Source organism: Lentzea sp. NPDC020367, from assembly GCF_044387305.1.
In the GTDB taxonomy this organism is placed as follows: domain Bacteria; phylum Actinomycetota; class Actinomycetes; order Mycobacteriales; family Pseudonocardiaceae; genus Lentzea.
On record NZ_JBIRVV010000003.1, the window covers coordinates 504,794 to 528,643 of the forward strand.

25 protein-coding genes are annotated in these 23,850 nt (G+C 69.0%); 9 read left to right on the top strand and 16 right to left on the bottom strand.

Going from position 1 to position 23,850, the window contains the following annotated elements; translation table 11 throughout:
* Entirely contained in the window at positions 1-1,182 is a 1,182-nt protein-coding gene (locus tag ACH413_RS14730) for an MFS transporter (RefSeq protein WP_360041036.1), read from the top strand.
* Here ACH413_RS14730 and ACH413_RS14735 read toward each other — a convergent pair.
* The gene (locus ACH413_RS14735) at positions 1,125-1,985 is read right to left on the bottom strand and encodes a hypothetical protein (protein WP_360041033.1); all 861 of its coding nucleotides are present in this window, start codon (positions 1,983-1,985) and stop codon (positions 1,125-1,127) included. The genes ACH413_RS14730 and ACH413_RS14735 overlap by 58 nt on opposite strands.
* A 173-nt stretch (positions 1,986-2,158) precedes the next feature.
* On the opposite strand from ACH413_RS14735, the gene ACH413_RS14740 reads away from it, so the two are divergent.
* On the top strand, positions 2,159-2,350 hold the full coding sequence (locus ACH413_RS14740) for a DUF3073 domain-containing protein (protein ID WP_360041030.1): 192 nt from the start codon (positions 2,159-2,161) through the stop codon (positions 2,348-2,350).
* Between the two features lie 72 nt (positions 2,351-2,422).
* Here the strand turns inward: ACH413_RS14740 and ACH413_RS14745 are convergent, their stop codons facing one another.
* The 11 genes from ACH413_RS14745 to ACH413_RS14795 form a co-directional block, all read right to left on the bottom strand.
* A complete protein-coding gene (locus ACH413_RS14745; RefSeq protein ID WP_360041027.1) occupies positions 2,423-3,418 on the bottom strand; it encodes an NADH:flavin oxidoreductase/NADH oxidase in 996 nt (331 codons plus the stop codon).
* A gap of 84 nt (positions 3,419-3,502) precedes the next feature.
* Positions 3,503-4,297 (bottom strand): pentapeptide repeat-containing protein, encoded by a 795-nt coding sequence (locus ACH413_RS14750; protein ID WP_360041024.1) that lies wholly within the window; start codon positions 4,295-4,297, stop codon positions 3,503-3,505.
* Positions 4,298-4,348: 51 nt separating this feature from the next.
* Positions 4,349-6,202 carry a 3D-(3,5/4)-trihydroxycyclohexane-1,2-dione acylhydrolase (decyclizing) gene (gene iolD / locus ACH413_RS14755; protein ID WP_360041021.1) on the bottom strand — a complete coding sequence of 618 codons (1,854 nt, stop codon included), beginning with the start codon at positions 6,200-6,202 and terminating at the stop codon, positions 4,349-4,351.
* Positions 6,199-7,086, bottom strand: a complete 888-nt coding sequence (gene iolB, locus ACH413_RS14760) for a 5-deoxy-glucuronate isomerase (protein ID WP_360041018.1) — start codon at positions 7,084-7,086, stop codon at positions 6,199-6,201. The genes iolD and iolB overlap by 4 nt, the downstream gene beginning before the upstream one ends.
* The gene (locus tag ACH413_RS14765) at positions 7,083-7,988 is read right to left on the bottom strand and encodes an aldolase (protein WP_319976660.1); all 906 of its coding nucleotides are present in this window, start codon (positions 7,986-7,988) and stop codon (positions 7,083-7,085) included. The genes iolB and ACH413_RS14765 overlap by 4 nt, the downstream gene beginning before the upstream one ends.
* Positions 7,985-8,917 (bottom strand): 5-dehydro-2-deoxygluconokinase, encoded by a 933-nt coding sequence (iolC, locus tag ACH413_RS14770; RefSeq protein WP_360041014.1) that lies wholly within the window; start codon positions 8,915-8,917, stop codon positions 7,985-7,987. Before iolC ends, ACH413_RS14765 begins: the two co-directional genes overlap by 4 nt.
* Positions 8,914-9,684: an ATP-binding cassette domain-containing protein gene (locus ACH413_RS14775; RefSeq protein WP_360041012.1), complete on the bottom strand. Its 771-nt coding sequence runs from the start codon at positions 9,682-9,684 to the stop codon at positions 8,914-8,916. The genes iolC and ACH413_RS14775 overlap by 4 nt, the downstream gene beginning before the upstream one ends.
* Positions 9,681-10,730, bottom strand: a complete 1,050-nt coding sequence (locus ACH413_RS14780) for an ABC transporter permease (RefSeq protein WP_360041010.1) — start codon at positions 10,728-10,730, stop codon at positions 9,681-9,683. The genes ACH413_RS14775 and ACH413_RS14780 overlap by 4 nt, the downstream gene beginning before the upstream one ends.
* Before the next feature lie 15 nt (positions 10,731-10,745).
* Positions 10,746-11,729: a sugar ABC transporter substrate-binding protein gene (locus ACH413_RS14785; RefSeq protein WP_360041007.1), complete on the bottom strand. Its 984-nt coding sequence runs from the start codon at positions 11,727-11,729 to the stop codon at positions 10,746-10,748.
* 14 nt (positions 11,730-11,743) lie between these two features.
* A complete protein-coding gene (locus ACH413_RS14790; RefSeq protein WP_360041004.1) occupies positions 11,744-12,604 on the bottom strand; it encodes a TIM barrel protein in 861 nt (286 codons plus the stop codon).
* A 2-nt stretch (positions 12,605-12,606) separates the two neighbouring features.
* Positions 12,607-13,602, bottom strand: a complete 996-nt coding sequence (locus ACH413_RS14795; protein WP_360041001.1) for a Gfo/Idh/MocA family oxidoreductase — start codon at positions 13,600-13,602, stop codon at positions 12,607-12,609.
* A gap of 134 nt (positions 13,603-13,736) precedes the next feature.
* On the opposite strand from ACH413_RS14795, the gene ACH413_RS14800 reads away from it, so the two are divergent.
* From ACH413_RS14800 to ACH413_RS14820, 5 genes are all read left to right on the top strand, one after another.
* Positions 13,737-14,738 (top strand): LacI family DNA-binding transcriptional regulator, encoded by a 1,002-nt coding sequence (locus ACH413_RS14800; RefSeq protein WP_360040998.1) that lies wholly within the window; start codon positions 13,737-13,739, stop codon positions 14,736-14,738.
* Entirely contained in the window at positions 14,735-16,228 is a 1,494-nt protein-coding gene (locus tag ACH413_RS14805; RefSeq protein ID WP_360040995.1) for a CoA-acylating methylmalonate-semialdehyde dehydrogenase, read from the top strand. Before ACH413_RS14800 ends, ACH413_RS14805 begins: the two co-directional genes overlap by 4 nt.
* A gap of 319 nt (positions 16,229-16,547) precedes the next feature.
* Positions 16,548-16,910, top strand: coding sequence for a hypothetical protein (locus ACH413_RS14810; protein ID WP_360040992.1), 363 nt, complete (start codon positions 16,548-16,550; stop codon positions 16,908-16,910).
* A 382-nt stretch (positions 16,911-17,292) separates the two neighbouring features.
* Complete coding sequence (locus ACH413_RS14815; RefSeq protein ID WP_360040989.1) at positions 17,293-17,559, top strand: hypothetical protein; 267 nt, start codon at positions 17,293-17,295, stop codon at positions 17,557-17,559.
* Complete coding sequence (locus ACH413_RS14820; protein ID WP_360040986.1) at positions 17,556-18,065, top strand: BTAD domain-containing putative transcriptional regulator; 510 nt, start codon at positions 17,556-17,558, stop codon at positions 18,063-18,065. Before ACH413_RS14815 ends, ACH413_RS14820 begins: the two co-directional genes overlap by 4 nt.
* A 40-nt stretch (positions 18,066-18,105) precedes the next feature.
* On the opposite strand, the gene ACH413_RS14825 is transcribed toward ACH413_RS14820, so the two are convergent.
* The 3 genes from ACH413_RS14825 to ACH413_RS14835 are packed head-to-tail and all read right to left on the bottom strand — an operon-like array spanning position 18,106 to position 21,101.
* The gene (locus ACH413_RS14825; RefSeq protein ID WP_360040983.1) at positions 18,106-19,617 is read right to left on the bottom strand and encodes a tripartite tricarboxylate transporter permease; all 1,512 of its coding nucleotides are present in this window, start codon (positions 19,615-19,617) and stop codon (positions 18,106-18,108) included.
* Complete coding sequence (locus ACH413_RS14830) at positions 19,618-20,136, bottom strand: tripartite tricarboxylate transporter TctB family protein (RefSeq protein WP_360040980.1); 519 nt, start codon at positions 20,134-20,136, stop codon at positions 19,618-19,620.
* On the bottom strand, positions 20,133-21,101 hold the full coding sequence (locus ACH413_RS14835; protein WP_360041085.1) for a tripartite tricarboxylate transporter substrate-binding protein: 969 nt from the start codon (positions 21,099-21,101) through the stop codon (positions 20,133-20,135). Before ACH413_RS14835 ends, ACH413_RS14830 begins: the two co-directional genes overlap by 4 nt.
* Positions 21,102-21,231: 130 nt before the next feature.
* Here ACH413_RS14835 and ACH413_RS14840 point away from each other — a divergent pair, with 130 nt between their 5' ends.
* Together ACH413_RS14840 and ACH413_RS14845 are read left to right on the top strand one after the other, a co-directional pair.
* Complete coding sequence (locus ACH413_RS14840; RefSeq protein WP_360040977.1) at positions 21,232-22,767, top strand: sensor histidine kinase; 1,536 nt, start codon at positions 21,232-21,234, stop codon at positions 22,765-22,767.
* Positions 22,764-23,435: a response regulator gene (locus ACH413_RS14845; RefSeq protein WP_360040974.1), complete on the top strand. Its 672-nt coding sequence runs from the start codon at positions 22,764-22,766 to the stop codon at positions 23,433-23,435. Before ACH413_RS14840 ends, ACH413_RS14845 begins: the two co-directional genes overlap by 4 nt.
* Here the strand turns inward: ACH413_RS14845 and arfB are convergent.
* Entirely contained in the window at positions 23,418-23,846 is a 429-nt protein-coding gene (arfB, locus tag ACH413_RS14850; protein ID WP_360040971.1) for an alternative ribosome rescue aminoacyl-tRNA hydrolase ArfB, read from the bottom strand. The two genes, ACH413_RS14845 and arfB, sit on opposite strands and share 18 nt — an antisense overlap.
* Positions 23,847-23,850: the final 4 nt, after the last annotated feature.

The following is a 23,850-nucleotide window of genomic DNA, read 5'->3' on the forward strand; positions in this document are numbered from 1 at the left end:
ATGGGGTACCGCTGGGTCGTGCTGTCTGTCGGGGCGTTGGCGCAGGGCACGAACGCGGCCGTGTTCCTCGGCCTGCCCGCGATCAGTCCTCAGCTCCAGCAGCACTTCTCACTGACGTTGCCCCAGGTCGGGCTGCTTCTCGGCGCGGTCAACCTCGGCACGATGATCGCTCTCGTGCCGTGGGGCGTCGTCGCGGACCGACGCGGCGAACGCCTCGTGATGACCATCGGTGGAGTGGGCGCCGCCGTGTGTCTGCTCTCCGTCGCGCTGGGCAACGCCTGGATCGCCGGTCTCGCGCTGCTCGGCGCCGGGCTGTTCGGGGCCAGCGTCAACGCGGCCAGCGGCCGGGCGGTGATGTCCTGGTTCAGCCGGGAGTCACGCGGCCTCGCCATGGGTGTCCGGCAGACGGCGACCCCGCTCGGCGCGGCCCTCACCGCGGCCGTCCTGCCGGGGATCGCGATCTCGGCCGGGATTCCCACGGCGTTCGTCGTGCTCGCCGGCGCTACCGCCTTCGTGGCACTGGCCGTGTTCCTGCTGGTCAGGGAACCGCCCGGGGCGATCCGGGCGAGCACCGAACACGGGCTGGTGCTCAAGGATCCGAAACTGCTGCGGCTGTCGCTCGCCAGCGGACTGCTGGTCGTGCCCCAGTTCACCGCCACGGCCCTGCTCGTGCCCCTGCTGCACGGCCACCGCGGTATGAGCGTGACGGCGGCCGCCGCCGTCTTCGCCGTCGCCCAGCTGCTCGGCGGGGCGGGACGGCTGGCCGTCGGCGTCTGGTCGGACCGGGCGCGCAGCCGGATCGGGCCGCTGAAGATCATCTCGGTGGTCACCGCGGGCGGGTTCGTGCTGGTCGCGGCACTCGACCAGGCGCCGTTGCCGCTGCTGATCGCGGTCCTCGTCCCGACCAGCCTGTTCGCGCTGTGCTGGAACGGGCTGGCGGTCACCGAGGCAGGTGAGCTCGCCCCGGAAGGCCGCAGTGCCACCGCGATCGCCATGCAGAACTCGGCGAACTACCTGAGCGCGGCGGTGACCCCGTTCGTCGCGAGCTTCGTCGCGGTGCACGTGGCGTGGCCTGCGGCGATGCTGCTGGCAGCGGTGGCAGCCGTGGTCGCGCGGGTGCTGATTCAGCCGTGGCGTTCTCTGCGGGCCAGCTCGCCCCAGAACTCGCGCAGCGTCTCGTAGCGCAACGCGACTTCCTCGGCGTCGTCCGCTTCGAGGGCGTCCACGATGGCGTTCACGTCGGCCGCGGAGGTGTCCTCCAGCAGGTCCTTGTCCTCGAGCAGCTGGACGAGGCCGCCGTAGTCGAGCTCGACGGCCGAGTGCGGGTGGAAGTGCTCCAGCCAGCGGCCGGTGTCGGAGAGGATCTTGGCGGGCCCGTCCTCGCCCAGTGAGCCCTTCACGACCTTGAGCGCCCGCGCGACCCGTCGCCTGGCGTCGGCCATGGCCACCCGCCACGACACCTGCCGTTCCGGGTCGTCCTGGGCGCTGGCCAGCACGACGCGGCGCTGGGCGGGGTCGACGAGGGCGAACCAGGGCAGCGGGACCGTCCAGGTCGTGGAGATCACGTGGACCGCGCCGGCGGAGAGTTCGGCCATCACGGAGGACGCGCGGGCCCGGACCGTCTCCGGCGAGAGGTTGAGGGCCGCGTCCTGCAGGATCGGCGGCGCGGTGGCCAGGAAGCCCACCAGAGCGGCGGCGGACCTTGCCCGGAGATCAAGGGGGCAGACGAGCGGTCCGGGGCCGACCCGGGCCGCTTCGGAGGTCGGAACCTCGGCCGGACTGATCGTCATCACGTCGAAGGACTCGCCCGGGAGGAGCTTTTGTCCCAACTGTGATCGCAACCACAGCTCCCGTTCCCGGCCACCTACCTCCGACCGGGGGACAGGGCCCGCTTCCAGGGCTTTTTCGACCTTGGAAGCTAGCGGTGCGTCCAATACCGATAACGGTTCGTACACCCGTAGGTAGGCGACGAACGGTCTGGGCACGTGTGCATCCTTCCACGCGAGGGGGGCCACGAGATTTGGCGGTACGTGTCACGCCTACCGCGTCGCGAGGAACCCCATCGGCACGGTACGGTAGTTACCAGGAATCAGTTGTCGAGACGAGTGGGGCCGCCGTTCCCCCGGCCGCCCCCGTCCCTGTGCGAGGGGGTCGAGCCATGGGGCGCGGCCGAGCTAAGGCCAAGCAGACGAAGGTCGCCAGGGAGCTCAAATACAGCTCTCATGAGACCGACTTCGCTGCGTTGCAGCGCGAGCTGTCGACTGATGAAAGGTCGCCGAACGGGAGCGGTGGTGGCGATGAGCCACCACATGACGACCCGTACGACGACTACGACGATTACCGTCGCTGAATTCAGCCTTCGGAGTTCAAGGGTTGGGTGTCCGGTTCGCCGGCACCCAGCCCTTGAACTCTGAGGGCTCTTTCAGAACGCCCTGGCGTACTGCTTCGGCGCCCTGACCTCCACACCCAGCTGCTGTGCCGCGTGCAGCGGCCAGTACGGGTCGCGGAGCAGTTCGCGCGCGAGCAGGACCAGGTCGGCGGAACCGTCCGTCAGAATCTGTTCGGCCTGCTTCGCCTCGGTGATCAGGCCGACCGCACCCGTGGGCACGTCTGCCTTGCGTCGCACCGCTTCGGCGAGCGGCACCTGGTAGCCGGGCCCGATCGGGATGTCCGCCTGCGCGGTGTTGCCACCGCTGGACACGTCGATCAGGTCCGCACCCGCGGCCTTGAGCGCCTGTGCCAGCACAACGCTGTCGTCGGCGGTCCAGCCGTTGTCGACCCAGTCGGAGCCGCTGATCCTCACGATCACCGGCACCTCCGGGCCGACCGCCGCACGCACCGCAGCCGTGACCTCGACGGCCGGGGCGATGCGTTCCTCGATGCTGCCCTCGTTCGTCAGCGGCGAGTAGAACTCGTGCAGCAGGTAGCCGTGGGCGGCGTGGATCTCCAGGACCTCGAAGCCGGCCTCGATCGCCCTGAGCGCGCCGTCGACGAAGGCCTTCACGATCCCAGTGTGGTTGTCGAGCTTCTCCGGCGTGTTACCACCGGGGAACGGCTCTGTCGTGGGCGCCACCGGCACCCAGTCGCCGATCGCCTTGCGGCCGGCGTGCGCGAGCTGGATGCCGGGCACCGAGCCGTGCTCCTTGATGAACGCGGTGATCCGCTTCCAGGCCGCGACCTGCTCGTCGTTCCAGATGCCGACGTCCTGCGGCGAGATCCGGCCGCGCGGCTCGACGGCGGTGGCCTCGGCGATGACCAGCCCGGCGCCGCCGACGGCGCGGGAGCCCAGGTGGACGAGGTGCCATTCGGTCGGCACGCCGTCCTCCTTCGTCACCGAGTACTGGCACATCGGGCTGACCGCGATCCGGTTGGGCAGGGTGACCGAGCGCAGGGTCAGCGGGGAGAACAGCAAGCTCACGGGAAGCTCCCTCAGAACGGTTCGTAGGGCTACGAACCGTTCAAGGGACGGGGGTCGGCGTGTTGTTCCCGGATGTGAGCCATCTCAGTCACTGAACAGCGACGCAGAGACACGGGCCGGCGTGAAGTCAGGCGGCCACAGCGTCCCGCGGTTGACCCTGGCCCCGGTCAGGACGGCCTTGTCCAGGTTGACGGCGCGCATGTCGGCTCCGCGCAGGTCCGCGTCCGTGAGGTCGGCGGCGCGGAGGTCGGCGCCTTCAAGGCAGGCGACCCGCAGCGACGCCTCGCGCAGGGAGGCCCCTCGCAGGTCCGCGTCACGAAGGTCCGTGGCGTCGAGGGCGGAGCTGTCCAGGCACGTTCCGACCAACCGGGCGCCGGCGAGGTTCGACCGACGGATCACCGCTCCCGCGAGCACCTGCTTGCCCAGGTCGGCGCCGCGCAGATCGACGTGGGACAGGTCGACCTGCGCGCCGGGCCGACGGGTGAGGATGACCAGAGCCGTCTCGACGTCCGGGCTCCTGACGGCGAGGCCCGACGGGTCCGCGGCCGTCCAGGGAGATCGCTCGCGCAGGAAGTCCCCGAGCGTGTCGTCCACGAGCTGCCGGCTCTTCGCCGAGTCCTGCGCGATCTGTTCCAGCGCGTGCAGCCCGCCGAGCCTGACCTCGGCCTGGTCACTGCCGAGGTGCTCGACGGCGCGGCGGTACCGGTCGACGACCTGGCCGTCCCTGACCTGGTACCAGCCCAGCGCACCGCCCGCGACGATCAGCACCCCGCCGAGGAGCAGCAGTGACGCCGATCGTGGAGCGGTCTGCGGCACCACCAGGACGACACCGAGTGCTACCAGGGCGAACGCGCCGAGCCTGAACATCCGCTTGCTCACGGAGAGTCATCCTCGTGACGGCAAGCGCCCAGCGGTATCCGCTGTTGGAGTTCAGCTCAGATAACGGACCTGTTTGGACTTGCCCTCCAGCACTTCTTCGCGGGCCTGGGCGATCTCCGACCGGTGTGAGACCTCCGGCACGCCGACCTCCCACCAGGCTCCCGCCTCTGTCCACGACGACGGGTGCGTGCGGATCACGACGACGGCCGGCCGCTTCTCGGCGACGGCCACTTCGCGCGCCTTGCGGTAAGCGCCTTCCAGGTCGGCCAGCGAGTCGACCGGGAAGACCGCGCAACCCATCGCCGAGGCGTGGGCGGCGAAGTCGGTGCGCGGAGGTTCGGAGTGGCCGGTCGTGCAGTCGGCGTAGAGGTTGTTGAAGCCCGCGCCACCCTGGCCCGTCTGCAGGCGGTGGATCACGGCGTAGCCGTCGTTGTCGCAGACAACGGCCACGAAGCCGTGGCCCGCGAAGGCCGCCGAGAAGAGCTCGGAGTTCAGCATCAGGTACGAGCCGTCGCCCAGCAGGGTCGTGACGACGCCCTGGGTGTGCGCGATCGCGGCTCCCCAGGCACCGGCAAGTTCATAGCCCATGCAGGAGAAGCCGTACTCGACGTCCATTGTGGACTCACCCGTGGCGCGCCAGCCGCCGATCAGTTCGCCGGGGAGGCCGCCGGACGCCGTCATGACGTAGTCGGTGGGCTCGCTGACGTCGTTCACGACGCCGACCACCTGGGCGTACGTCGGGAGAGCGGTGGACGGTGTGCGCAGCGAGGTGATGTGAGCGTCCCACTTCGTGCGTTCGGCCTGGGCACGGCCTGCCCAGTCCGCCGGGGCCTGCCACGCGCCGAGGACGTCGGTGAGTTCGCGCAGGCCCTCGTCGGCGTCGGCGACCAGGGCGAACGAGCCGTGCTTCACGGCGTCGAAGCGGGCCGCGTTCAGGGAGAGCAGGTGGGCGTCCGGGGAGAAGACCGTCCAGGACGCGGTGGTGAAGTCCTGCAGGCGGGTGCCCACGGCGATGACCAGATCCGCCTCGCCCGCCAGGACGTTGGCCGACGTCGAGCCGGTGATGCCGAGCGGACCGGCGTGCAGCGGGTGCTCGTGCGGGATCAGCGTCCGGCCGGCCGTGGTCTCGACGACGGGGATGTTGTGCTGTTCGGCGAAGCGCAGGGCTCGGCCTGCCGCGCCCGAGTAGCGGACGCCGCCGCCCAGGACCAGCAGCGGGCGGGAGGCGTGGCGGATCGCCGACGCGGCCTCGGCCAGCGCGAGCAGGTCGGGGCGTTGGCGCAGCGGGCGGTGGACGACGGGGACGAACAGCGCGTCGGGGAAGTCGTAGGACTCGGCCTGGACGTCCTGCGGCAGCGCCAGGGTGACAGGGCCGCAGTCGGCCGGGTCGGTCAGGACGCGCGCCACCTGCGGCAACGTGGAGAGCAGCTGTTCGGGGCGGGTGATCCGGTCGAAGTAGCGGCTGACCGCGCGGAACGCGTCGTTGACCGTGGCGGTCGGGTCGTGGAAGTGCTCGACCTGCTGGAGGACGGGGTCCGGCGCGCGGCCGGTGAAGGTGTCGCCGGGCAGCAGCAGAAGAGGCAGGCGGTTGGCGTGGGCCACGCCGGCGGCCGTGATCATGTTCAGGGCGCCGGGGCCGATCGACGACGTGGCGACGCCCACCTGGCGGCGATGGGTGGCCTTGCCGATGCCGACGGCGGCGAGGGCCATGCCCTGCTCGTTGTGGCCGCGCCACACCGGGATGCGGTCGCGGACCTCCTCCAGGGCGTTGCCCAGGCCCAGGACGTTGCCGTGGCCGAAGATCGCGAACACGCCGGGGAACAGCGGCGCCTGCGTGCCGTCGAAGAGTTCGGTGCGCTGGGCCAGCATCCAGCGGACCAGCGCCTGCGCGGTCGTGAGCTTCACTTGACCCGCCCCTCGGCAGTCGTTACCGGGCAACGGGGATCGAGCTCCTGCGTCGCCCAGCTGTCCCGGATCCAGGTGTGCGCCGGGTCGTCGCAGAACGCCATCGAACGCTCGTCGCCGGGACCGGCCAGGACGTTCAGGTAGTACATGGGATATCCCGGCGCCGCGACGCACGGGCCGTGATAGCCGCGTGGGATCAGGAAGACGTCGCCGTCCCGCACGGTCACGTCCTCGTCGATCGTGCCGTCGTCGGTGTACGTGCGGTGAAAACCGAAGCCGGTGCGGGACGGGGTGACCTGGTCGCGGTCGGCGATGCGGAAGTAGTAGATCTCCTCGTTGTTCACCTCGCACGGCTCGGACTCGTCGTGCTTGTGCGGCGGGTACGAGGACCAGTTGCCGTCCGGGGTGATCAGCTCGCACGCGTTGAGCTTGTCCGCGTGGTCCCACACGCCCGGCGTGCCGAAGTTCGTGACCTGGCGGGTCGCGTTGCCTGAACCGCGCACCTCCACCGGAACGCCGTCGGCGGGGCCGTACTTGGGCGTCAGGCGGTTCTCGCAGCGCGCCATGGGGAGCGCGACCTCGCAGCCGTCCACAGAGGACAGCTTGACCGAGGCGTCGCGCGGCACGTAGGCGAAGTCCGTGACGCGGGTGAAGACCGACTCACGGCCCTGCAGCTCGTAGCGCTCGTCGTCGACCTCGACCGTCAGCGACCCGGCGAGCGGCAGCACGAACGCCTCGAACTCGCCGGTCTCGATCGTGCGCACCCAGCCGGCCTCGATCCGCAGCACGCGCAGACCGGTGTACGTCCAGTCCGCGTCCTCCGGCGTCAGGTGGATGACGTCCGTCGAGGTCGAGAGCGTCCCGTGTGGACGGTGCAAGGTCATTCCGTGACTCCCTTCGCGGTACGGAGGATTTCGGCGGCGGCGGCAACGGCGGAAGCGACATCGCCGTCCGGCGGGTAGAGCAGCGCCCGGCCGACGACCAGGCCGCGCACGGTCGGGTGGCCCAGCGATCGACCCCACGACGCGAGGTCGTCCTGCGGGTTCGCGGACGGCACGCCGCCGAGCACCAGCGCGGGCAGCGCGGTGGTGTCCAGCACGATCTCCGGCTCTTCCGGCGCGGGCAGCTTCAGCCAGGTGTAGGCGGAGGTCGAGCCCAGCCCGGCAGCAACGGCCGAAGCGCGGGACAGAGCAGCGGAATCCTTCTGCAGCACCAGCTTGTCGTTGTGATCACGCTTGTACGGCAGTGGTTCGACCATCGCCATCAGGCCGTGCTCGGCGAGTTCGGTGACGGCCCGCGCGCAGCCTTCCAGCGTCGGGATCGTGCCGGGGTCCGAGTCGACCAGGCGCAGCAGCATCTTGCCGCCGTCGAGCCCGAACGTGGCGATGGACGACGCGTCGTACGCGGTGAACCTGTCGTCGATCTCCCAGTCCGCACCGGCGAGGCCGCCGCGGTTCATCGAGCCGATGACCACTCGGTCGTTCAAACCGTCCAGCAGAAGGAGGTCCTCGATCACGTCCGGCGTGCCGAGCACGCCGTCGACGTCGGGATTCGCCAGCGCCGTCAGCAACCGGGCCAGCAACGAGCGCCGGTCGGCCATCGCCATCGGGTCGCCGCCGACGCCGAGAGCGCCACGGGCCGGGTGGTCCGCCGCGACCAGGAACAGCGTGGACTTGCCGTTCAGCAACGAGTTGCGCCGCTTGCGCGCCTGGTAGGCCCGCCTGATCGAGCCGGGGTCCTCGGCCCGCCGCCACAGCAGTTCGCGCCACTGGCCATCGGTGATCACAGCAGTTCCTCGATCTCTTCCTGGTCGGGCATCGCGTCGGCGCAGGCCAGCCGGGAGGCGACGATCGCGCCGGCCGCGTTGGCGTAGCGGGCGATCTTCACCGGGTCCCAGCCCGACAGCAGGCCGTGCACCACCGAGCCGCCGAACGCGTCACCGGCGCCGAGCCCGCAGACGACCTCGACCGGGTTCGGCTCGACCGTCCAGCGGCCTTCCGGCGTGGCCACGAGGACACCCTCGGCGCCCTTCTTGACCAGTGCCAACGAGATTCCGCGCGCCAGCAGCCGGTCAGCGGCCTCATCGGGGTCGGACGTGCCGACCGCGATCTCGCACTCGGTCCGGTTGCCCACGGCGACCGTGACGTGGTCGAGCATCCAGCCGATCTCGGCGCGCGCGGTCTCGACGTCCGGCCAGAACATCGGCCGGTAGTCCAAGTCCAGCACCGTGTGCCCGCTGCGCGCGCGGTTCGCCAGCATCATCCGCTGCGAGGTCCGGGAAGGCTCTGCGGAGACCCCGGTGCCGGTGACCCACAACAGCGGGACTTCGCGCGTGAGCGACCACGGCACGTCGTCCTCGCCGATCGTCATGTCCGGCGCGGTCGGCAGGCGGTAGAACAGCAGCGGCGGGTCCGCGGGCGGGTTGAGCTCGCAGAACACCACCGGTGTCAGCAGGTCAGGCGAGGTGCCGACGTACTTCGACGACACCCCGAAGCCTTCCAGCGCCTCACGGACGTAGGTGCCGAAGCCGTCCGGACCGACCTTGGTGAGCACCCCGGCACGACGGCCGAGCCGCGCGGCGGCGACCGCGACGTTGGTCGCGGTCCCGCCGAGCGACTTGGCGAACGTGCTGACCTGGGCCAGCGGTACACCGGACTGCTCCGGGTACAGATCCACCCCGACCCGGCCCACGGTCAGCACTTCGAGAGACGTCACGCCTCGGCACCCCGCAGCTCGTGCTCCAGCGCCTCCAGCTCGGCACCGCCGGCCATCTGGCGCGTCAGCTCGTTGATGTCGATCTCGTCCTTCTCGTAGCTGCCCAGCGCACGGCCGCGCTTGAGCAGCAGGAACCGGTTGGCGACCGGGTAGGCGTGGTGCGGGTTGTGGGTGATCAGCACGACGCCGAGGCCACGATCACGTGCCTGGGCCACGTACTTCAGCACCACTCCAGCCTGCTTCACGCCCAGCGCGGCCGTCGGTTCGTCGAGGATCAGCACCTTGGCGCCGAAGTGCACGGCGCGGGCGATGGCGACGCACTGCCGTTCACCACCCGACAGCGTGCCGACCGGCTGCTCGACGTCGCGAAGGTCGATGCCCATGTCGGACAACGCCTTCTTGGTGATCTCCTTGCCCTTCCTGCGGTCCAGGAAACCGAAGCGAGTCGTCGGCTCCGAACCCAGGAAGAAGTTGCGCCACACCGACATCAGCGGCACCACCGCGAGGTCCTGGTACACGGTCGCGATGCCGTGGTCCAGGGCCTCGCGGGGCGACGAGAAGCGGATCTCCTCGCCCTCGACCCTGAACGAACCCTGGTCGTGCTGATGGACACCGGCCAGGATCTTGATCAGGGTCGACTTGCCGGCACCGTTGTCGCCGAGCACGCAGGTGACCTCACCCGCGTTGACCACAGTGGACACATCGCTGAGCGCGATGACGCTGCCGTAGGTCTTGCCGATGTTCTCGGTCTCGATGAGTGCGGTCATCGCCGGACCCTTTCCGCTCGGCGGCGCAGCATGTTGTTCACCAGCACGGCGGCCAGCAGCATCACGCCGAGGAACAGCTGGAACCAGTCGCTGTTCCAGCCGGCGTAGACGATGCCCTGCCGGGCCATGCCGAAGATCAGCGCGCCGATCGCCGCACCCACCGCGGAACCGAAGCCACCGGTGAGCAGGCACCCGCCGATCACCGCCGCGATGATGTACTGGAACTCGAGGCCGATGCCCTGGTTCGCCTGCACGCTCGCGTACCGCAGGATGTTGATCGAGCCCACGAGCCACGCGGCGAACGCCGTCGTCATGAACAGCAGGATCTTCGACCGCACGACCGGCACACCGACCGCACGCGAGCTCTGCGCGGCACCACCGATCGCGAAGATCCAGTTGCCGAACTTGGTCCGCATCAGCACGGTCGAGGCGATGACGGTGAACAGGACCCACCAGATGATCGACACGTAGAAGCCCTGGCCGCCGATCTGGAACGTCGAGGCGAACAGGAATCCCGCCGACTCGTAGCCCACGGCGTCCCGCATGCCCGACACCTGCACGCTGCCCGTCACCAGGCGCGTGATGCCGAGGTTGAGGCCCTGCAACGCCAGGAAGCTGCCCAGCGTCACGATGAAGCTCGGCAGGCCCGTGCGCATCACGAGCCAGCCGTTCAGCGCGCCCACCGCCAGTGCGAAGGCGAGCGACACCAGCAACGCCAGCCAGACGTTGAGTCCCAGCTGGGTGGCGAGGAGAGCCGTGACGAGCGCGGTGGACGCCGTCATGACACCGGCGGACAGGTCGAACTCGCCGCCGATCATGAGCATCGCCACCGCGACCGCCATGATGCCGAGCATGGAGGCGTCGTCCAGCCAGGTGGCCGCACCACCCACGCTCAGGAACTGCTCGGTGACCACGGAGAAGAACAGGAACACGAGCAGTGCGCCGAGCATGGCGCCGATCTCCGGGCGTTTGATCAGCTGATCGATCGCCCTGGGTTTGCTCAGCCGTTCGTCTGCAGCCGGTGGAGCTGTGGCCGTCACGGTCATCTCCCCGCCTCCTCCTTACCTCTTGCCGTTCTTGGCGTACTCCGCGACCTTGTCCACGTTGGACTTGTCGACGAAGCCGGGACCGGTGAGGACGGGCTTGCCGCCACCGAGGGTGTTGGCGTTGTCCTTGAACAGCTTCAGCATCACGATCGGCAGGTAGCCCTGCTCGTACTGCTGCTGGTCGACGGCGAAGAGCACGTCACCCGCCTTGATCGAGCTGACCACGTCGGCGTTCAGGTCGAACGTCGCGACCTGCGCCTTCGAGCCCGCGCCCTTGATCGCCGCGGCCGCGTTCACGGCGACCTGCGGGTTGAGCGCCAGCACGCCGTCGACAGCGGTGTCGGACTGCAGCTTGGCCTTGATGCGGGCCTCGACGTCGGTCGGGTTGGAGATGTCGACCTGGAGGTTCTCCACCGCGCCGCCGAAGCCGGTGCGGGCACCGTCGCAGCGCTGGTTGAGGCCCGTGTTGCCGGCCTCGTGGATCACGCAGAGCAGCTTGGTCTTGCCGGCGGTCTTGAGCTTCTTGCCGGCTTCCTCACCGGCGATCGACTCCTCCTGGCCGACGTGCGCCATGGCACCGAACTCCGCGCTCTTCGCGCTGCCGGAGTTGATCGTGATGACCGGGATGCCGGCCTTCACCGCGTTCTCGATGGAGGTCTTGAGCGCGTCCGGGTTCGCCATCGACACCACGATGCCGCCGACCTTCTGCGACACGGCGTTGTCGATCAGCTTGGCCTGGGCGCCGGGGTCGCCGTCGGAGTTGTAGGTGACGCCGACGCCGAGCTGCTTGCCCGCGTCCTCGGCGCCGACCTTCACGACGCTCCAGAACGCGTCACCCGCGGTGCCGTGCGTGATGACGGCGACCTTGAGGTCTCCCGTCGCCGGCGCGCTGTTGTTCTGCGTGGTCTGGGAGTTCGTTCCCGTGGGACCGCTGCACGCGGCCAGTAGAGCAACACCGGCGAGGGCGACGCCCGCACGGATGACCAGACGAGACTTCATCGTCTCCAGTCCCTTCAGAGGATCTTGCTGAGGTGCGCGAGGCTGCGCCCGGTGTCCTTCAGTGGCTTGTCCACTGGACTTCCGTCCTTGAGCTGAGTGTCCTGCTCAAGCACGAACCAACCGGTGTAGCCCGCTTCTTGAACGAGCTTCACCAGCGCTTCCACGTCCACGTCGCCGTCCCCGAGCGGCACGTAGATGCCCTGTTCCACGGCATCGGTGTAACTGAGTTCGCCGCTGCGCACCTTCGCCGCGATCTCGTCACGCACGTCCTTGAGGTGCACGTGACCGATCCGGTCCGGGTAGCGGCGCGCCAGCTCGACCGGGTCCGTGCCACCGATGAGGAGGTGGCCGGTGTCCAGGCAGAGCTGGAGATCGGAGTCCGCGAGGAACCTGTCGACCTCCGCCTCCCGCTCGACGTGGGTGCCCACGTGCGGGTGCAGCACGGTTTTCAGGCCGTGCGCGGCGGCGATCTCACGGATCTTCGCGCAGGTGGCGACGAGGGTGTCCCACTCGTCGTCGCTGAGCTTCGGCGTCTCGTCGTAGCCGTCCAGCCCGGTGGCGGCGGCGAGCACCAGGACCTCGGCGCCACCGGCCTTCAGGATCGCGGCGACCCGGTCGGCTTCGTCCAGAGTGGACTGGACGTCGGTGTGCAGGGTGACCGCGAGGAAGCCGCCGACGAGGCTCAGTTCGTGGCTGTGGAGAAGGGTCTTGAGCTGCCCTGGGTCGGCCGGCAAGTAGTCGGGCGGGCCGAGTTCGGTCGCGGTGAGGCCCAGGGAGTGCATCTCGGCGAGGACCGTCTCGGACGGGAGCACGGTGCCCCAGCCGGGAACCTCGCACACGCCCCAGGAGATCGGAGCCCCAGCGATCTTCGCCATGCCTAGTTCCCCTCGATCCTCACCGGTGCGCCGCTGCGGCGCGACTGCTCACAGGCTTCGGCCAGGCGCAGGCTGATCAAACTCTCTCGCGCCGGCGACGGGTTCGCGACCTCGCCCTTGATGACCTGCGTGAACAGGTTCATCTCGTTGACGTAGGCGCGGTGGAAGCGCTCCGGGAAACCGGGGTAGGCGTCCGGTCCGGCCACGTGCCCGCCGGGTTCCAGCGAGTTCAGCGGCGTGCGCGCGTCGACGCCCGCGACCAGGGAGTCCTTGCTGCCCAGCACCTCGATGCGGTGGTCGTAGCCGACCGGGTCGTGCCGTCCGCCGGCCAGCGTGGCGTGCGCGCCGTTCGCGAACTTCAGCATCACCACGGCGTTGTCGACGTCGTCGGCGTCCGCGAACGCCTGGTGCACCAGGACGGAACCGCTCGCGTAGACCTCGACGACCGGCTCGCCGACCAGCCACGGCACGCAGTCCAGGTCGTGGATCAGCAGGTCGCGGAAGATGCCACCGGAGGCGGGCAGGTAGGAGAAGTCCGGCGGGTTCGCGTCGTTGCCGACGGCCCTGACCAGGTAGATGTCGCCGACCTCTCCCGCGCGGATGCGGCGGTGCAGCTCGTAGATGGCCGGGTCGAACCGGCGCTGGAAGCCGACGAGCACCTCGACGCCGGACTTCTCGACGTCCTCGATCAGCGCGGACATCTCCTCGACGTCACTCGCGATCGGCTTCTCGCACAGCGTGGGAACGCCGCGGGCGATGGCGGAGCGCAGCATGTCCGGGTGGGTGTTCGTCGGGGTGGCGAGCAGGACCCCGTCGACGTTGTCGAGGAGCCCGATCAGGTCGTCGACGGCGGTCGTCCCCTCGATCCCGGCCGACGCCTGCGCTGCCCTGCCGGGCACCGGGTCGAAGAGAAGCACCTCGTCGACTCGATCCAGTGCGGCGAGGTTGGTCGCATGCATGGTGCCGATCCTGCCGACACCTGCTACTCCGATCCGCATCGCAGGTTTCCCCTGTTCATCGACGTGATGTGTTAGAGCGCTCTATTGGTTGGAGCGCTCTAATGCTGTAGCTTCCGTCACACGGGTGTCAAGGGTGGGTTTCCAGCCCGTGACGTGAGGGGAGGTGGTTCCAGGTGGTCAGGCCGACAATGGAGGACGTCGCTCTGCGAGCGGGCGTGTCCCGTGCACTGGTGTCACTGGTGATGCGCGGTTCACCCAAGGTGAGCGAGTTGCGACGCAGCGCTGTCTTGAAGGCCGCGGAGGAGCTGGGGTACTCCCCGCACGCCATGGCGCGATCGCTGGCCTCGCGCACGTCGACCGTTCTCGGCGTGATGGTGTCCGACCTGCACAACGCGTTCTTCGCGGAGGTCGTCGACGGCATCGACGAGGTGGCGCGCGAGCAGGGGTTCGACATCATCATCAACACCGGCGGCCGCTCGCCTGCTCGTGAACGCCGCGCGTTGGAGTCGCTGCTGTCCTTCCGCCCCGCCGGGTTGATCCTGCTGTCGCCTGTCGTGCCGGCGACCGCCATCGGCAAAGCAGCCGAACAACTTCCCGTGGTCCTGGTCGCCCGATCGTCTCGAGTGTCCACTGTGGACACGGTCAACGACGACGGCGAGCAGGGTGCGCGGCTGGCCGTTGACCACCTGGTTTCGTTGGGGCACAAGCGCATTGCGCATTTGGACGGCGGTGAGGGAACCCAGGCCGGACCTCGTCGGCGCGGATACGTCGCCGCGATGGAAGCCCACGGGCTCGTGCCGCAGGTCGTGTCGTCCGAGTACACCGATGCGGCTGGAGCGCGCGCGATCCGTTCGTTGATCGACGACGACGCCTTGCCCACGGCCATCTTGTCCTGCAACGACTTCAACGCCGTCGGCGCGATTTCGGCTTTGGAAGACGCCGGGTTGCGCGTTCCTGACGACGTTTCCGTTGTGGGGTACGACAACACTTCGCTGGCAGCGTTGCGCCACGTCTCGCTGACCACGATCGACCAGCCCCGTGCCGAGTTCGGCCGGTTGGCCGCTGACGCGCTTCTGCAGCGCGTCCGTGAAGAGCGCACCGAACCCGTGCGCCATCTCCTCAATCCCTCTCTCGTAGTCCGCAGCACGACAGCTCCCCCAGGAGGATCGCGTTGAGCACCATCCCCCACTGGATCGACGGCGCCCGCACCACGGGGGTGTCGTCCCGCAGGTCCGACGTCTTCAACCCGGCGACGGGCTCCGTCGCCGCGCAGGTCGTGCTGGCCGAGCAGGCCGACGTCGACCTCGCCGTCTCTTCCTCGCTGAAGGCGGCGCAGTCCTGGTCCGAGTCGTCGCTGTCGACGCGGTCGCGCATCCTCTTCGAGTACCGCCACCTGCTGCACACTCATCGCGACGAACTCGCCGCGATGATCACGTCCGAGCACGGCAAGGTGCTGTCCGACGCGGCCGGCGAGGTGCAGCGCGGCCTCGAGGTCGTCGAGTTCGCGTGCGGCATCCCGCAACTGCTGAAGGGCGAGCACTCCGAGCAGGTCTCGCGCGGCGTCGACGCGTACTCGTTCCGGCAGCCGCTGGGCGTCGTCGCGGGCATCACGCCGTTCAACTTCCCCGTGATGGTGCCGATGTGGATGTTCCCCATCGCCATCGCCTGCGGAAACACCTTCGTGCTGAAGCCTTCCGAGCGCGACCCGTCGGCTTCTTTGAGGCTGGCTGAGCTGTTCAAGGAGGCCGGGCTGCCCGACGGCGTGCTGAACGTCCTCCAGGGCGACGCCTTCGCGGTCAACGCGCTGCTGGACCACCCGGACGTCGCCGCCGCGTCGTTCGTAGGCTCGACCCCGATCGCGCGGCACGTCTACTCGCGCGGCACCGCGGCCGGCAAGCGCGTGCAGGCCCTGGGCGGCGCCAAGAACCACATGGTCGTGCTGCCCGACGCCGACCTCGACGTGGCCGCCGACGCCGCCGTTTCCGCGGGCTACGGCTCAGCCGGCGAGCGTTGCATGGCGATCTCGGTCGTCGTGGCCGTGGGCGAGACGGGCGACGAACTGGTGTCGAAGATCGCCTCGCGCACCCGCGACCTGCACCCGTCCGTGCTGCCGGGCACCGATCCCGCCGCCCAGATGGGACCGCTTGTCACCGGTGTCCACCGGGATCGCGTCCGGTCCTATGTGGACGCGGGCGAGGCCGCCGGCGCGTCGCTGGTCGTGGACGGCCGCGGCTACGCGCCTTCGGGTGCCGAGAACGGCTTCTGGCTCGCGCCCACGTTGTTCGACCACGTCACGCGCGACATGACGATCTACACCGACGAGATCTTCGGCCCGGTGCTGACTGTCGTCCGCGCGGACACGTTCGAGGACGCGTTGGAACTGGTGAACGCCAACCAGTACGGCAACGGCACCGCGATCTACACCGGTGACGGGTTGGCCGCCCGCGAGTACCAGCGGCGTGTGCACGTCGGAATGGTCGGCATCAACGTGCCGATCCCCGTGCCGATGGCCTACTACTCGTTCGGTGGTTGGAAGGATTCGTTGTTCGGCGACACTCACGTGCACGGCGCTGAGGGCGTGAAGTTCTACACGCGCGCCAAGGCCGTCACGTCTCGGTGGCCGCAGCAGCACGGCGTGAACCTGGGGTTCCCGACGCACGGCTGATCCGTTCGGAGCAACGGCCGTCCTGTCCGCCTGAGGCGAACAGGGCGGCCGTTTCCATTTGGTACACACCAATAGCAGCCCGAACAACTCGCTGATCTGGACAAACGAACTAAGCGAACGATTGTCCTGCTGAAATCGACTTCAGTTTCGCTGATCTTGGAATATCCGGACACGACGGAACGGTTCGACAAAGGGGCCGGACGCGGAGGTAAGATCCGCGTTCACCCAGTCGAACACCGCTCCCTTTCTCGCGGGCGCCGCCCCGTTCGTTACACCCGCACAAAGGGAGAAGAACGCCTCAGCAGGAGGACCGAACACGATGTCGCCCAGCGAGGACGACAGTCCGTTCGCGACGGCATGCCGCGCCACCACCCGTACCGAATTCGTCCACGCACTCAACCTGCTGCGCACGTCGAGGAAGTTGTCCTATCGGCAGGTCTCGACCAACGCCGGCGATCTGGCGTTGGCGAAGAGCAGCGCGCACGCGATGTGCACCTACCGGCTCCCGAAGCAGGAAGAACCACTGAGAGCCTTCCTGACCGGCTGCGGAGAGCCGAAGAAGGCGCTCGACGGCTGGGTGGAGCAGTGGCGGCGCGTGACGGCCTCCCGCGCCAACAGGAGGCCGCACCCCGCTGCTCAGCTGGTCCAAAGCTCGGCCAGGGGTTTCTCACCACCGGAATAGCATTCCAGCGCCTTCGCGAGCCTAACGGCCCGCCACAGCTCCGGCCAGAGAATTGGACGGTATTGGACGTTGACAATACGACCAATCGACCACCAGGTGGTCAGCGGCTGCGCAAAATTGGCCAGAAACTGGCCAGTTGGACCTGGTTGGACGGAGCTGGACAGCGTTGCACAGGACATGAAAAACCTGGACGGCGATTCAGTTGGCAATCACCCGTGTGAGTGACATGCTCGTGGTCAAGCCGTTATGTCGCCGGGTCCGGCGGCAACGCCAATTGCCCGCACGGACGCTTTCCACACATACGGCTTTTCGCTGTTCTGCAAATCAGTTGGTCCACCCGGCGCGCGGTGACGCCTGCGCCGACCCCATCCAGGAGTTTCTGATGACCACCACCCCTTACAACGGGGCTCTTCACCCGCGCCGGCGGTGCTCCACCTCCGGCGCCAGCACGGTCATGCTGGCGACGGCCGCGTTCATCTTCACCGCGTGGATGCTCGCGCACGACCACTCGCCGGTCGTCGCCGTGTCCACGACGGCAGCCGTGCTGGCCGTGACGATCACGCTGGGCCGCAGCCGTCCGTTCACCGCGCGGTTCGGCCCGCTGCCGCCCGCGAGCCCGATGGTGGTCTGGCCGGAAGAGCAGAGATGACCTACCCGGAGGGCGATCCGCTCGAACGCCTGCACCGGCTCTGGCCGCAGCTCCTGCTCGGCCTGTCGAGATCGAGCAGGCGCGCGGAGGCGATCGCGGCCTACCGCGAGATGAGCGCGATCCTCGGAGCGGAACTCGGCATCGACCCGCATCCGGTGCAGCCGCTGATCGCGACCTCGACCGCCGAACTGCGGGCAGCGACCGAGGCCGAGTTCATCGAGTTGCTGCGGACGATCCAGGTCCGGTCGGGCCTGACCCTGCCGGAGATCCACCGCCGGGCAGGCAGACAGCTGCCGCGCAGCCAGGTCTACTCGCTGCTCAAGCGCGGCAAGTTGCCGACGAAACCCGAGCAGGTGCGGGCGTTCGTGACGATCTGCGGAATGCCGGAGCCGCAGGTGGCCCGCGTGATGGAGCTGTGGGCGACGTTGCGCGAGCAGACCGAGCTCGCGGTGCGCGGGCCGGAGGACGAGAAGCCGTTCGCGATCCTGATCGTGCGCAGCGCATGAAGAAAGCCCCCGCCGGGAGAGCGGGGGCTTTCTCCTGCGATCAGGCGTCGACCTTCTCGCGTTCCGGCTCCGCTGCCGCAGGAGGCTTCGGCAGGAACCGCTTGATCAGCGGGAAGAACAGGATCACCACGATGACCACGTAGACGACGATCGCCATCGGGCTGTTCACCAGGCCCGTCAGCGAGCCGTCGGAGAGCTGCAGCGAGCGGCGCATCTGCTGTTCCGCGGCCGGGCCGAGGATCACGCCGATGATCGCGGGCAGCACCGGCAGGCCGTAGCGGCGCATGCCGAAGCCCAGCAGGCCGATCACGAACATCAGCAGCAGGTCGAAGATGTCCGCGTTGACCGCGTAGGCGCCTACCGAGGCGAAGAACAGGATGCCCGCGTAGAGGTACGGCCTCGGGATGCGCAGCAGCTTCGCCCACAGCGGCGCGAGCGGCAGGTTCAGCACCAGCAGCAGGGTCAGGCCGATGAACAGCGACGCGATCAGCGCCCACACCAGGCCGGACTCGCGCTGGAACAGCAGCGGTCCCGGCTGGATGCCGTACTGCTGGAACGCGGCGAGCATGACTGCCGCGACCGCCGTGGTCGGGAGGCCGAGGGTCAGCATCGTGACGAGGGTGCCCGCGGCGGAGGCGGAGGCCGTGGACTCCGGGCCCGCCACTCCTTCGATGGCGCCCTTGCCGAACTCGTCCTTGTGCTTGGAGAGCCGCTTCTCCGTCACGTACGACAGGAACGTCGGGATCTCCGCGCCGCCGGCCGGGATCGCGCCGAACGGGAACCCGATCACCGGGCCGCGCAGCCACGGCTTCCAGGTGCGCTTCAGGTCGGCCTTCGACAACCACGGACGGCCGACCGGGATCGGTTCGAACGGCTTGCGGCGCAGGTGGGCCGCTACCCACAGGGCCTCGCCGACCGCGAACAGGGCGACCGCGACGATGACGATGTCGATGCCGTCGGCGAGGTGCAGCGAGCCGAACGTCAGGCGCTGCTGGCCGGTCATCTCGTCGAGACCGACCAACCCCAGGGTCAAACCGATGAGCAGCGACGCGACGCCGCGGATCCGGGAGGCGCCGAGCACCGAGGTCACGGCGATGAACGCCAGCACCATGATCGCGAACAGGTCGGGCGCGCCGATGTCGACGGCGTGCTTGGCCACGAACGGCGCCAGCAGGACGATCAGGATCGTTCCGATGATGCCGCCGGTGAAGTGGCCGATGGCAGCGGCGGCAAGCGCTTGCGCACCACGTCCCTTGCGGGCCATGGGATTGCCTTCGAACGCGGCCACGACCGCGGCGCTCTCACCCGGTGTGTTGAGCAGGATCGACGTGGTCGAACCGCCGAACATGCCGCCGTAGTAGATGCCCGCGAACATGATGAACGCGCCGGTCGGCTCCATGCCGTAGGTGACGGGCAGCAGCAGGGCCACCGCCATGGCCGGGCCGATGCCCGGCAGGACGCCGATCGCGGTGCCCAGGAGCACGCCGATGGCGGCGAGCAGCAGGTGTGTCGGCGTCAGCGCGGTCGCGAAGCCGTCGAGCAGTTGTTCCACCTAGAACACCTCCATCAACGGGCCACCGGGGAGCGGGACACCGAGCAGGTTGTTGAACACGACGAACGTGAAGATCGACAGGCCGGCCGCGATCAACGGGTCGCGCACCAGGTTGCGGCTGCCGAGCGCGTAGGCCGCGCCCCAGAACAGGATCGCGCCGGAGATCGGGAACCCGACCACGCCGATCAGTGCCGCGTTCGCGAGGAAAGCACCGCACAGCAGCAGAACCGTGCGCCAGTCGGCGGGTGCGGACAGGTCGACGTCCTCGCCGGCCTCCGCTTCTCCCTTGCCGCCGCGCAGCACGTCACGGGCCAGCAGCGCGGCGACGATCAGCAGCAGCGAACCGACCAGGATCGGCACCGCCTTCGGGCCGACGGGGCCGCGCTGGGCGAAGTCCGTGGGGATGCTCAGCGCGTCGGTGAGCACCAGCACACCGAGCACGACCAGCAGGGCGCAGATGCCCAGCTCGGAGTGGTCGCGGAGCCACTGTTTGGGCCCCGGCTTCGTCACGGTCGTCATGCCAGCCCCAAGTCCTTGAGCACCGTTGCCACCCGCTTGTTCTCGTTCTCCAGGAAGGTCCTGAACTCGTCTCCCGGCGCGAAGGCGTCCGTCCAGCCGTTGCGCTGCAACGCTTCCGTCCACTGCGGCGTCGTGTGGAGGTTCTGGAACACCTCCACGAGCTTCGCCTTGTCGGTCGCCGAGATGCCGGGAGGAGCGACGATGCCGCGCCAGTTGGTGAACTCGACGTCCACACCGGACTGTCGCAACGTCGGCGCGTCGATGCCCTGGATGCGGTCCTTGCTCGTCACCGCGAGCACCCGCAACGTGCCTGCCTGGATCTGGTCGCGGTACTCACCGACGCCCGAGACGCCGAACGCGACCTTGCCGCCGAGCACCGAGGCCAGCAGCTCGCCACCGCCGTCGAACGGGATGTAGTTGACGGTCTTGGGCGGCAGGCCCACGGCCTTCGCGATCAGCATCGGCGCCAGGTGGTCGGGGCCGCCGGGAGCAGAGCCGCCGCCGACCGTCACCGTGCCGGGGTTGGCCTTCCACGCGTCGACGAGTTGTTGCATCGACGTGTACGGCGAGTCCTTCGCGACCACGACGATGTCCGGTTCCTCGATCAGCTTCGCGATCGGGGTGGTGTCGAGCAGCGAGTTCGGCGACTTGTTCGTGTACACCGCGCCCACGACGCCCAGGCCCATCGACATGATCAGCTTGCCGTTGCCGCGCTCACCGACCGTGCGCCCGAGTCCGACCGTGCCGCCCGCGCCGGGGAGGTTGAACACCTCGGCGTTGCGCAGCAGGTCAGCGTCCTCCATGGCCTTCGCCGCCGTGCGAGCCGTGATGTCGTAACCGCCGCCTGGGGCGTTCGGCACCAGCACTCGCAACGCCCGCACCTGGCTCGTCTCGCCGCTGTCCGCACCCGGCGTCAGCAGCGGCGGCACGAGCAGGACGGCGAGCAACGCCGTCGCCACCGCCACCCACACCTTCACCGACACTGTGATCCCCGCCTCTCATCCGCGTGGTTGGACATGTTGCTCTGGTGTAAACCTTGATGTCGCTCTTGCGCTTCTAAGGTTTCTTTCGGTCTTTCTGGTCACGGGAGGTTTCATGCGCCGACGCCGTTCCCTGGCCAGTCAACTTCTCGCATGGCAACTCGTAGTCGTCACGTTGCTACTGTGCGCGGTGGGCGCGCTGACTGTCGTCCAGACGGGCAACAACTTTCGCTCCAACGAGGAACGCCGGATGCTGTCGGTCGCCGAGACCGTCGCCGCGAACTCGCTGGTCCAGGAGGAGATGGGCAACTGGCGCCTGCTGTCCGCGCCCGCCGAGACGGCCCGCAGCCTGTCCGGCGCCTCCTACGTGCTGATCCTCAACGAGAACCGGCTCGTGATCGCCTCACCGGACCCGGCCCAGATCGGGTCCACTCTGGACACCCGCGACACCGCCCTGGAGGGCAGGTCCTGGACGGGCACGATCGGCGACTCGATCGAGGCGCACGTGCCGGTGTTCGACCCGACCAGCCGCCAGGTCAACGGCATGGTGATCGCCGGCGCCGAGGACCCCGGGACCTTCGCGGGCGTGCTGGCGCAGCCCGTCGACGTCCTGCGCTACCTGGCGATCGCGCTGCTCATCGGTGTCACCGGGTCGTTGTTGCTGGCCCGCAGGGTGAAGAACCAGACGCTCGGGCTGGAGCCGCACGAGATCACCGCGCTGGTCGAGAACCGCGAGGCGTTGCTGCACGGCATCCGCGAGGGCGTCGTCGGTCTCGACGGGCAGAACCGGATCACGCTGGTCAACGACCACGCGAGCGACCTGCTGGCGTTGCCGGAGGACGCGGTCGGCCGCTCGGTCGAGGAGCTCGAGCTCAACGACCGGCTGCGCGACGTGCTGACCGGCCGCGCGACCGGTGTCGACCAGCTGGTGCTGCGGCAGGGCGTGGTGCTGACGCTGAACCGCATGCCGATCGACGGCGCCGGCGCGGTCGTGACGTTGCGAGATCGCACGGAACTCCTTGCACTGCAACACGAACTCGACGCCTCCCAGCACGCGACGGACACGCTGCGGGCGCAGGCGCACGAGTTCGCGAACCGGCTGCACACCATCGCCGGACTGATCTCGTTGAAGGAGTACGACGAGGTCACCAACTACATTCACCAGATCAGCTCGGCGCAGGACCAGTGGCGGACCGAGGTCGGCTCGTCGATCGGCGACCCCGCCGTGGCCGCGCTGCTGATCGCCAAGGCGTCGCTCGCGGCCGAACGCGGCACGGCGCTGCGGATGGGCCCGGACAGCGTGCTGGGCAGGGTCGACGAGGCGCTGTCGGCGGATCTGGTGATGGTGCTGGGAAATCTCGTCGACAACGCGTTGGACGCGCTGAGTTCGCTGAACACGAACGGCGCGGGGAAGTGGATCGAGGTGGGTGTGATGCAGTTGGACGACGAGGTCCAGGTCGTGGTGCGCGACTCCGGTCCCGGTGTGGCGCCGGAACTCGCGGAAGAGGTGTTCCGGCACGGGTTCACGACCAAGGCGGCATCGCACGGCGAACGCGGCATCGGGCTCGCGCTGATCAGGCGGGCGTGCCTGCGGCGCGGCGGTTCGGTGAGCGTGTCCGGTTCGGTGTTCACGGCAAGGCTGCCCTGGTGATCCGGGTGCTGGTCGTCGACGACGACTTCATGGTGGCCAAGGTGCACAGCGGCTACGTCGCGCGCACCGACGGGTTCGAGGTCGTCGGCGTCGCGCACACCGGCGGGGACGCGTTGCGGCTCGCGGCATCGCTGAAGCCCGACCTCGTTCTCCTCGACATCTACCTGCCGGACCAGAGCGGGCTGGACGTGCTGAAGTCGTTGCGCGCCAACGAGGACGTGGACGTCATCGTGATCACGGCGGCGACCGACGTCGAGACCGTGCGCAGTGCGATGCGCGGTGGCGTGCTGCACTACCTGATCAAGCCGTTCGACTACTCGGCCCTGCGCGACCAGCTCGCGCACTTCGCGTCGTTGCGGGACAAGCTGCACCGGCTCGACTCGGCCGGGCAGGCGGACGTGGACCAGGTGTTCGGCGCGCGGCCCACCTCGAAACCGTTGCTGCCCAAGGGTTTGACGCCGGAGACCGCACGACTCGTGGACACCGCGCTGCGGTCGCACCCGGAAGGGCTGTCCGCGTCGGAATGTGCTTCGTCGACGGGCGTCGCGAGGGTCAGCGCGCGCCGGTACCTGGAGCACTTCGTGTCGATGGGACGGGCCGAGGTCCGGCTGCGTTACGGCGGAACCGGCCGGCCGGAACGGATCTACGCGTTAGTCCCAGGAGCCTGAACGGCCGCGGCCGCGCTTGGTGTCCGCCCGGCGCTTCTTCGAGGCGATGCGGCGTTCCTGCGAACCCCTGGTGGGCTTGGTCGCTCTGCGCACCGGAGGCGGCGGCGCGGCGGCCGCGCGCAGGATCTCGGCGAGGCGTTCGCGTGCGGCGGCGCGGTTCTGCAGCTGCGCGCGGTGCTCGGAGGCGGCGATCGTGAGCACGCCGTCGACGAGCCTGCCGGCCAGCCGATCGAGCATCCGCTGCTTGAGGTGAGCGGGGATCGACGGCGAGGCAGCCAGGTCGAACGAGAGCTCCACACGACTGTCCGCCGTGTTCACTCCCTGCCCGCCCGGCCCACCTGACCTGGAAAAACGTTCGCGCAGCTCGGACGCCGGCACCACCAGCGTCCTCGTCACGGTCACGTCGTTCATGTCT

What these genes read in the sequence shown, in the direction of transcription:
- arfB (WP_360040971.1), bottom strand. Translation starts at nt 23,846, where the DNA reads ATGAACGACGTGACCGTGACGAGGACGCTGGTGGTGCCGGCGTCCGAG.
- ACH413_RS14810 (WP_360040992.1), top strand. Translation starts at nt 16,548, where the DNA reads ATGTCGCCCAGCGAGGACGACAGTCCGTTCGCGACGGCATGCCGCGCC.
- ACH413_RS14780 (WP_360041010.1), bottom strand. Translation starts at nt 10,730, where the DNA reads ATGACCGTGACGGCCACAGCTCCACCGGCTGCAGACGAACGGCTGAGC.
- iolB (WP_360041018.1), bottom strand. Translation starts at nt 7,086, where the DNA reads ATGACCTTGCACCGTCCACACGGGACGCTCTCGACCTCGACGGACGTC.
- ACH413_RS14790 (WP_360041004.1), bottom strand. Translation starts at nt 12,604, where the DNA reads ATGGCGAAGATCGCTGGGGCTCCGATCTCCTGGGGCGTGTGCGAGGTT.
- ACH413_RS14775 (WP_360041012.1), bottom strand. Translation starts at nt 9,684, where the DNA reads ATGACCGCACTCATCGAGACCGAGAACATCGGCAAGACCTACGGCAGC.
- ACH413_RS14785 (WP_360041007.1), bottom strand. Translation starts at nt 11,729, where the DNA reads ATGAAGTCTCGTCTGGTCATCCGTGCGGGCGTCGCCCTCGCCGGTGTT.
- ACH413_RS14840 (WP_360040977.1), top strand. Translation starts at nt 21,232, where the DNA reads ATGCGCCGACGCCGTTCCCTGGCCAGTCAACTTCTCGCATGGCAACTC.
- ACH413_RS14830 (WP_360040980.1), bottom strand. Translation starts at nt 20,136, where the DNA reads ATGACGACCGTGACGAAGCCGGGGCCCAAACAGTGGCTCCGCGACCAC.
- ACH413_RS14815 (WP_360040989.1), top strand. Translation starts at nt 17,293, where the DNA reads ATGACCACCACCCCTTACAACGGGGCTCTTCACCCGCGCCGGCGGTGC.
- ACH413_RS14820 (WP_360040986.1), top strand. Translation starts at nt 17,556, where the DNA reads ATGACCTACCCGGAGGGCGATCCGCTCGAACGCCTGCACCGGCTCTGG.
- ACH413_RS14795 (WP_360041001.1), bottom strand. Translation starts at nt 13,602, where the DNA reads ATGCGGATCGGAGTAGCAGGTGTCGGCAGGATCGGCACCATGCATGCG.
- ACH413_RS14740 (WP_360041030.1), top strand. Translation starts at nt 2,159, where the DNA reads ATGGGGCGCGGCCGAGCTAAGGCCAAGCAGACGAAGGTCGCCAGGGAG.
- ACH413_RS14730 (WP_360041036.1), top strand. Translation starts at nt 1, where the DNA reads ATGGGGTACCGCTGGGTCGTGCTGTCTGTCGGGGCGTTGGCGCAGGGC.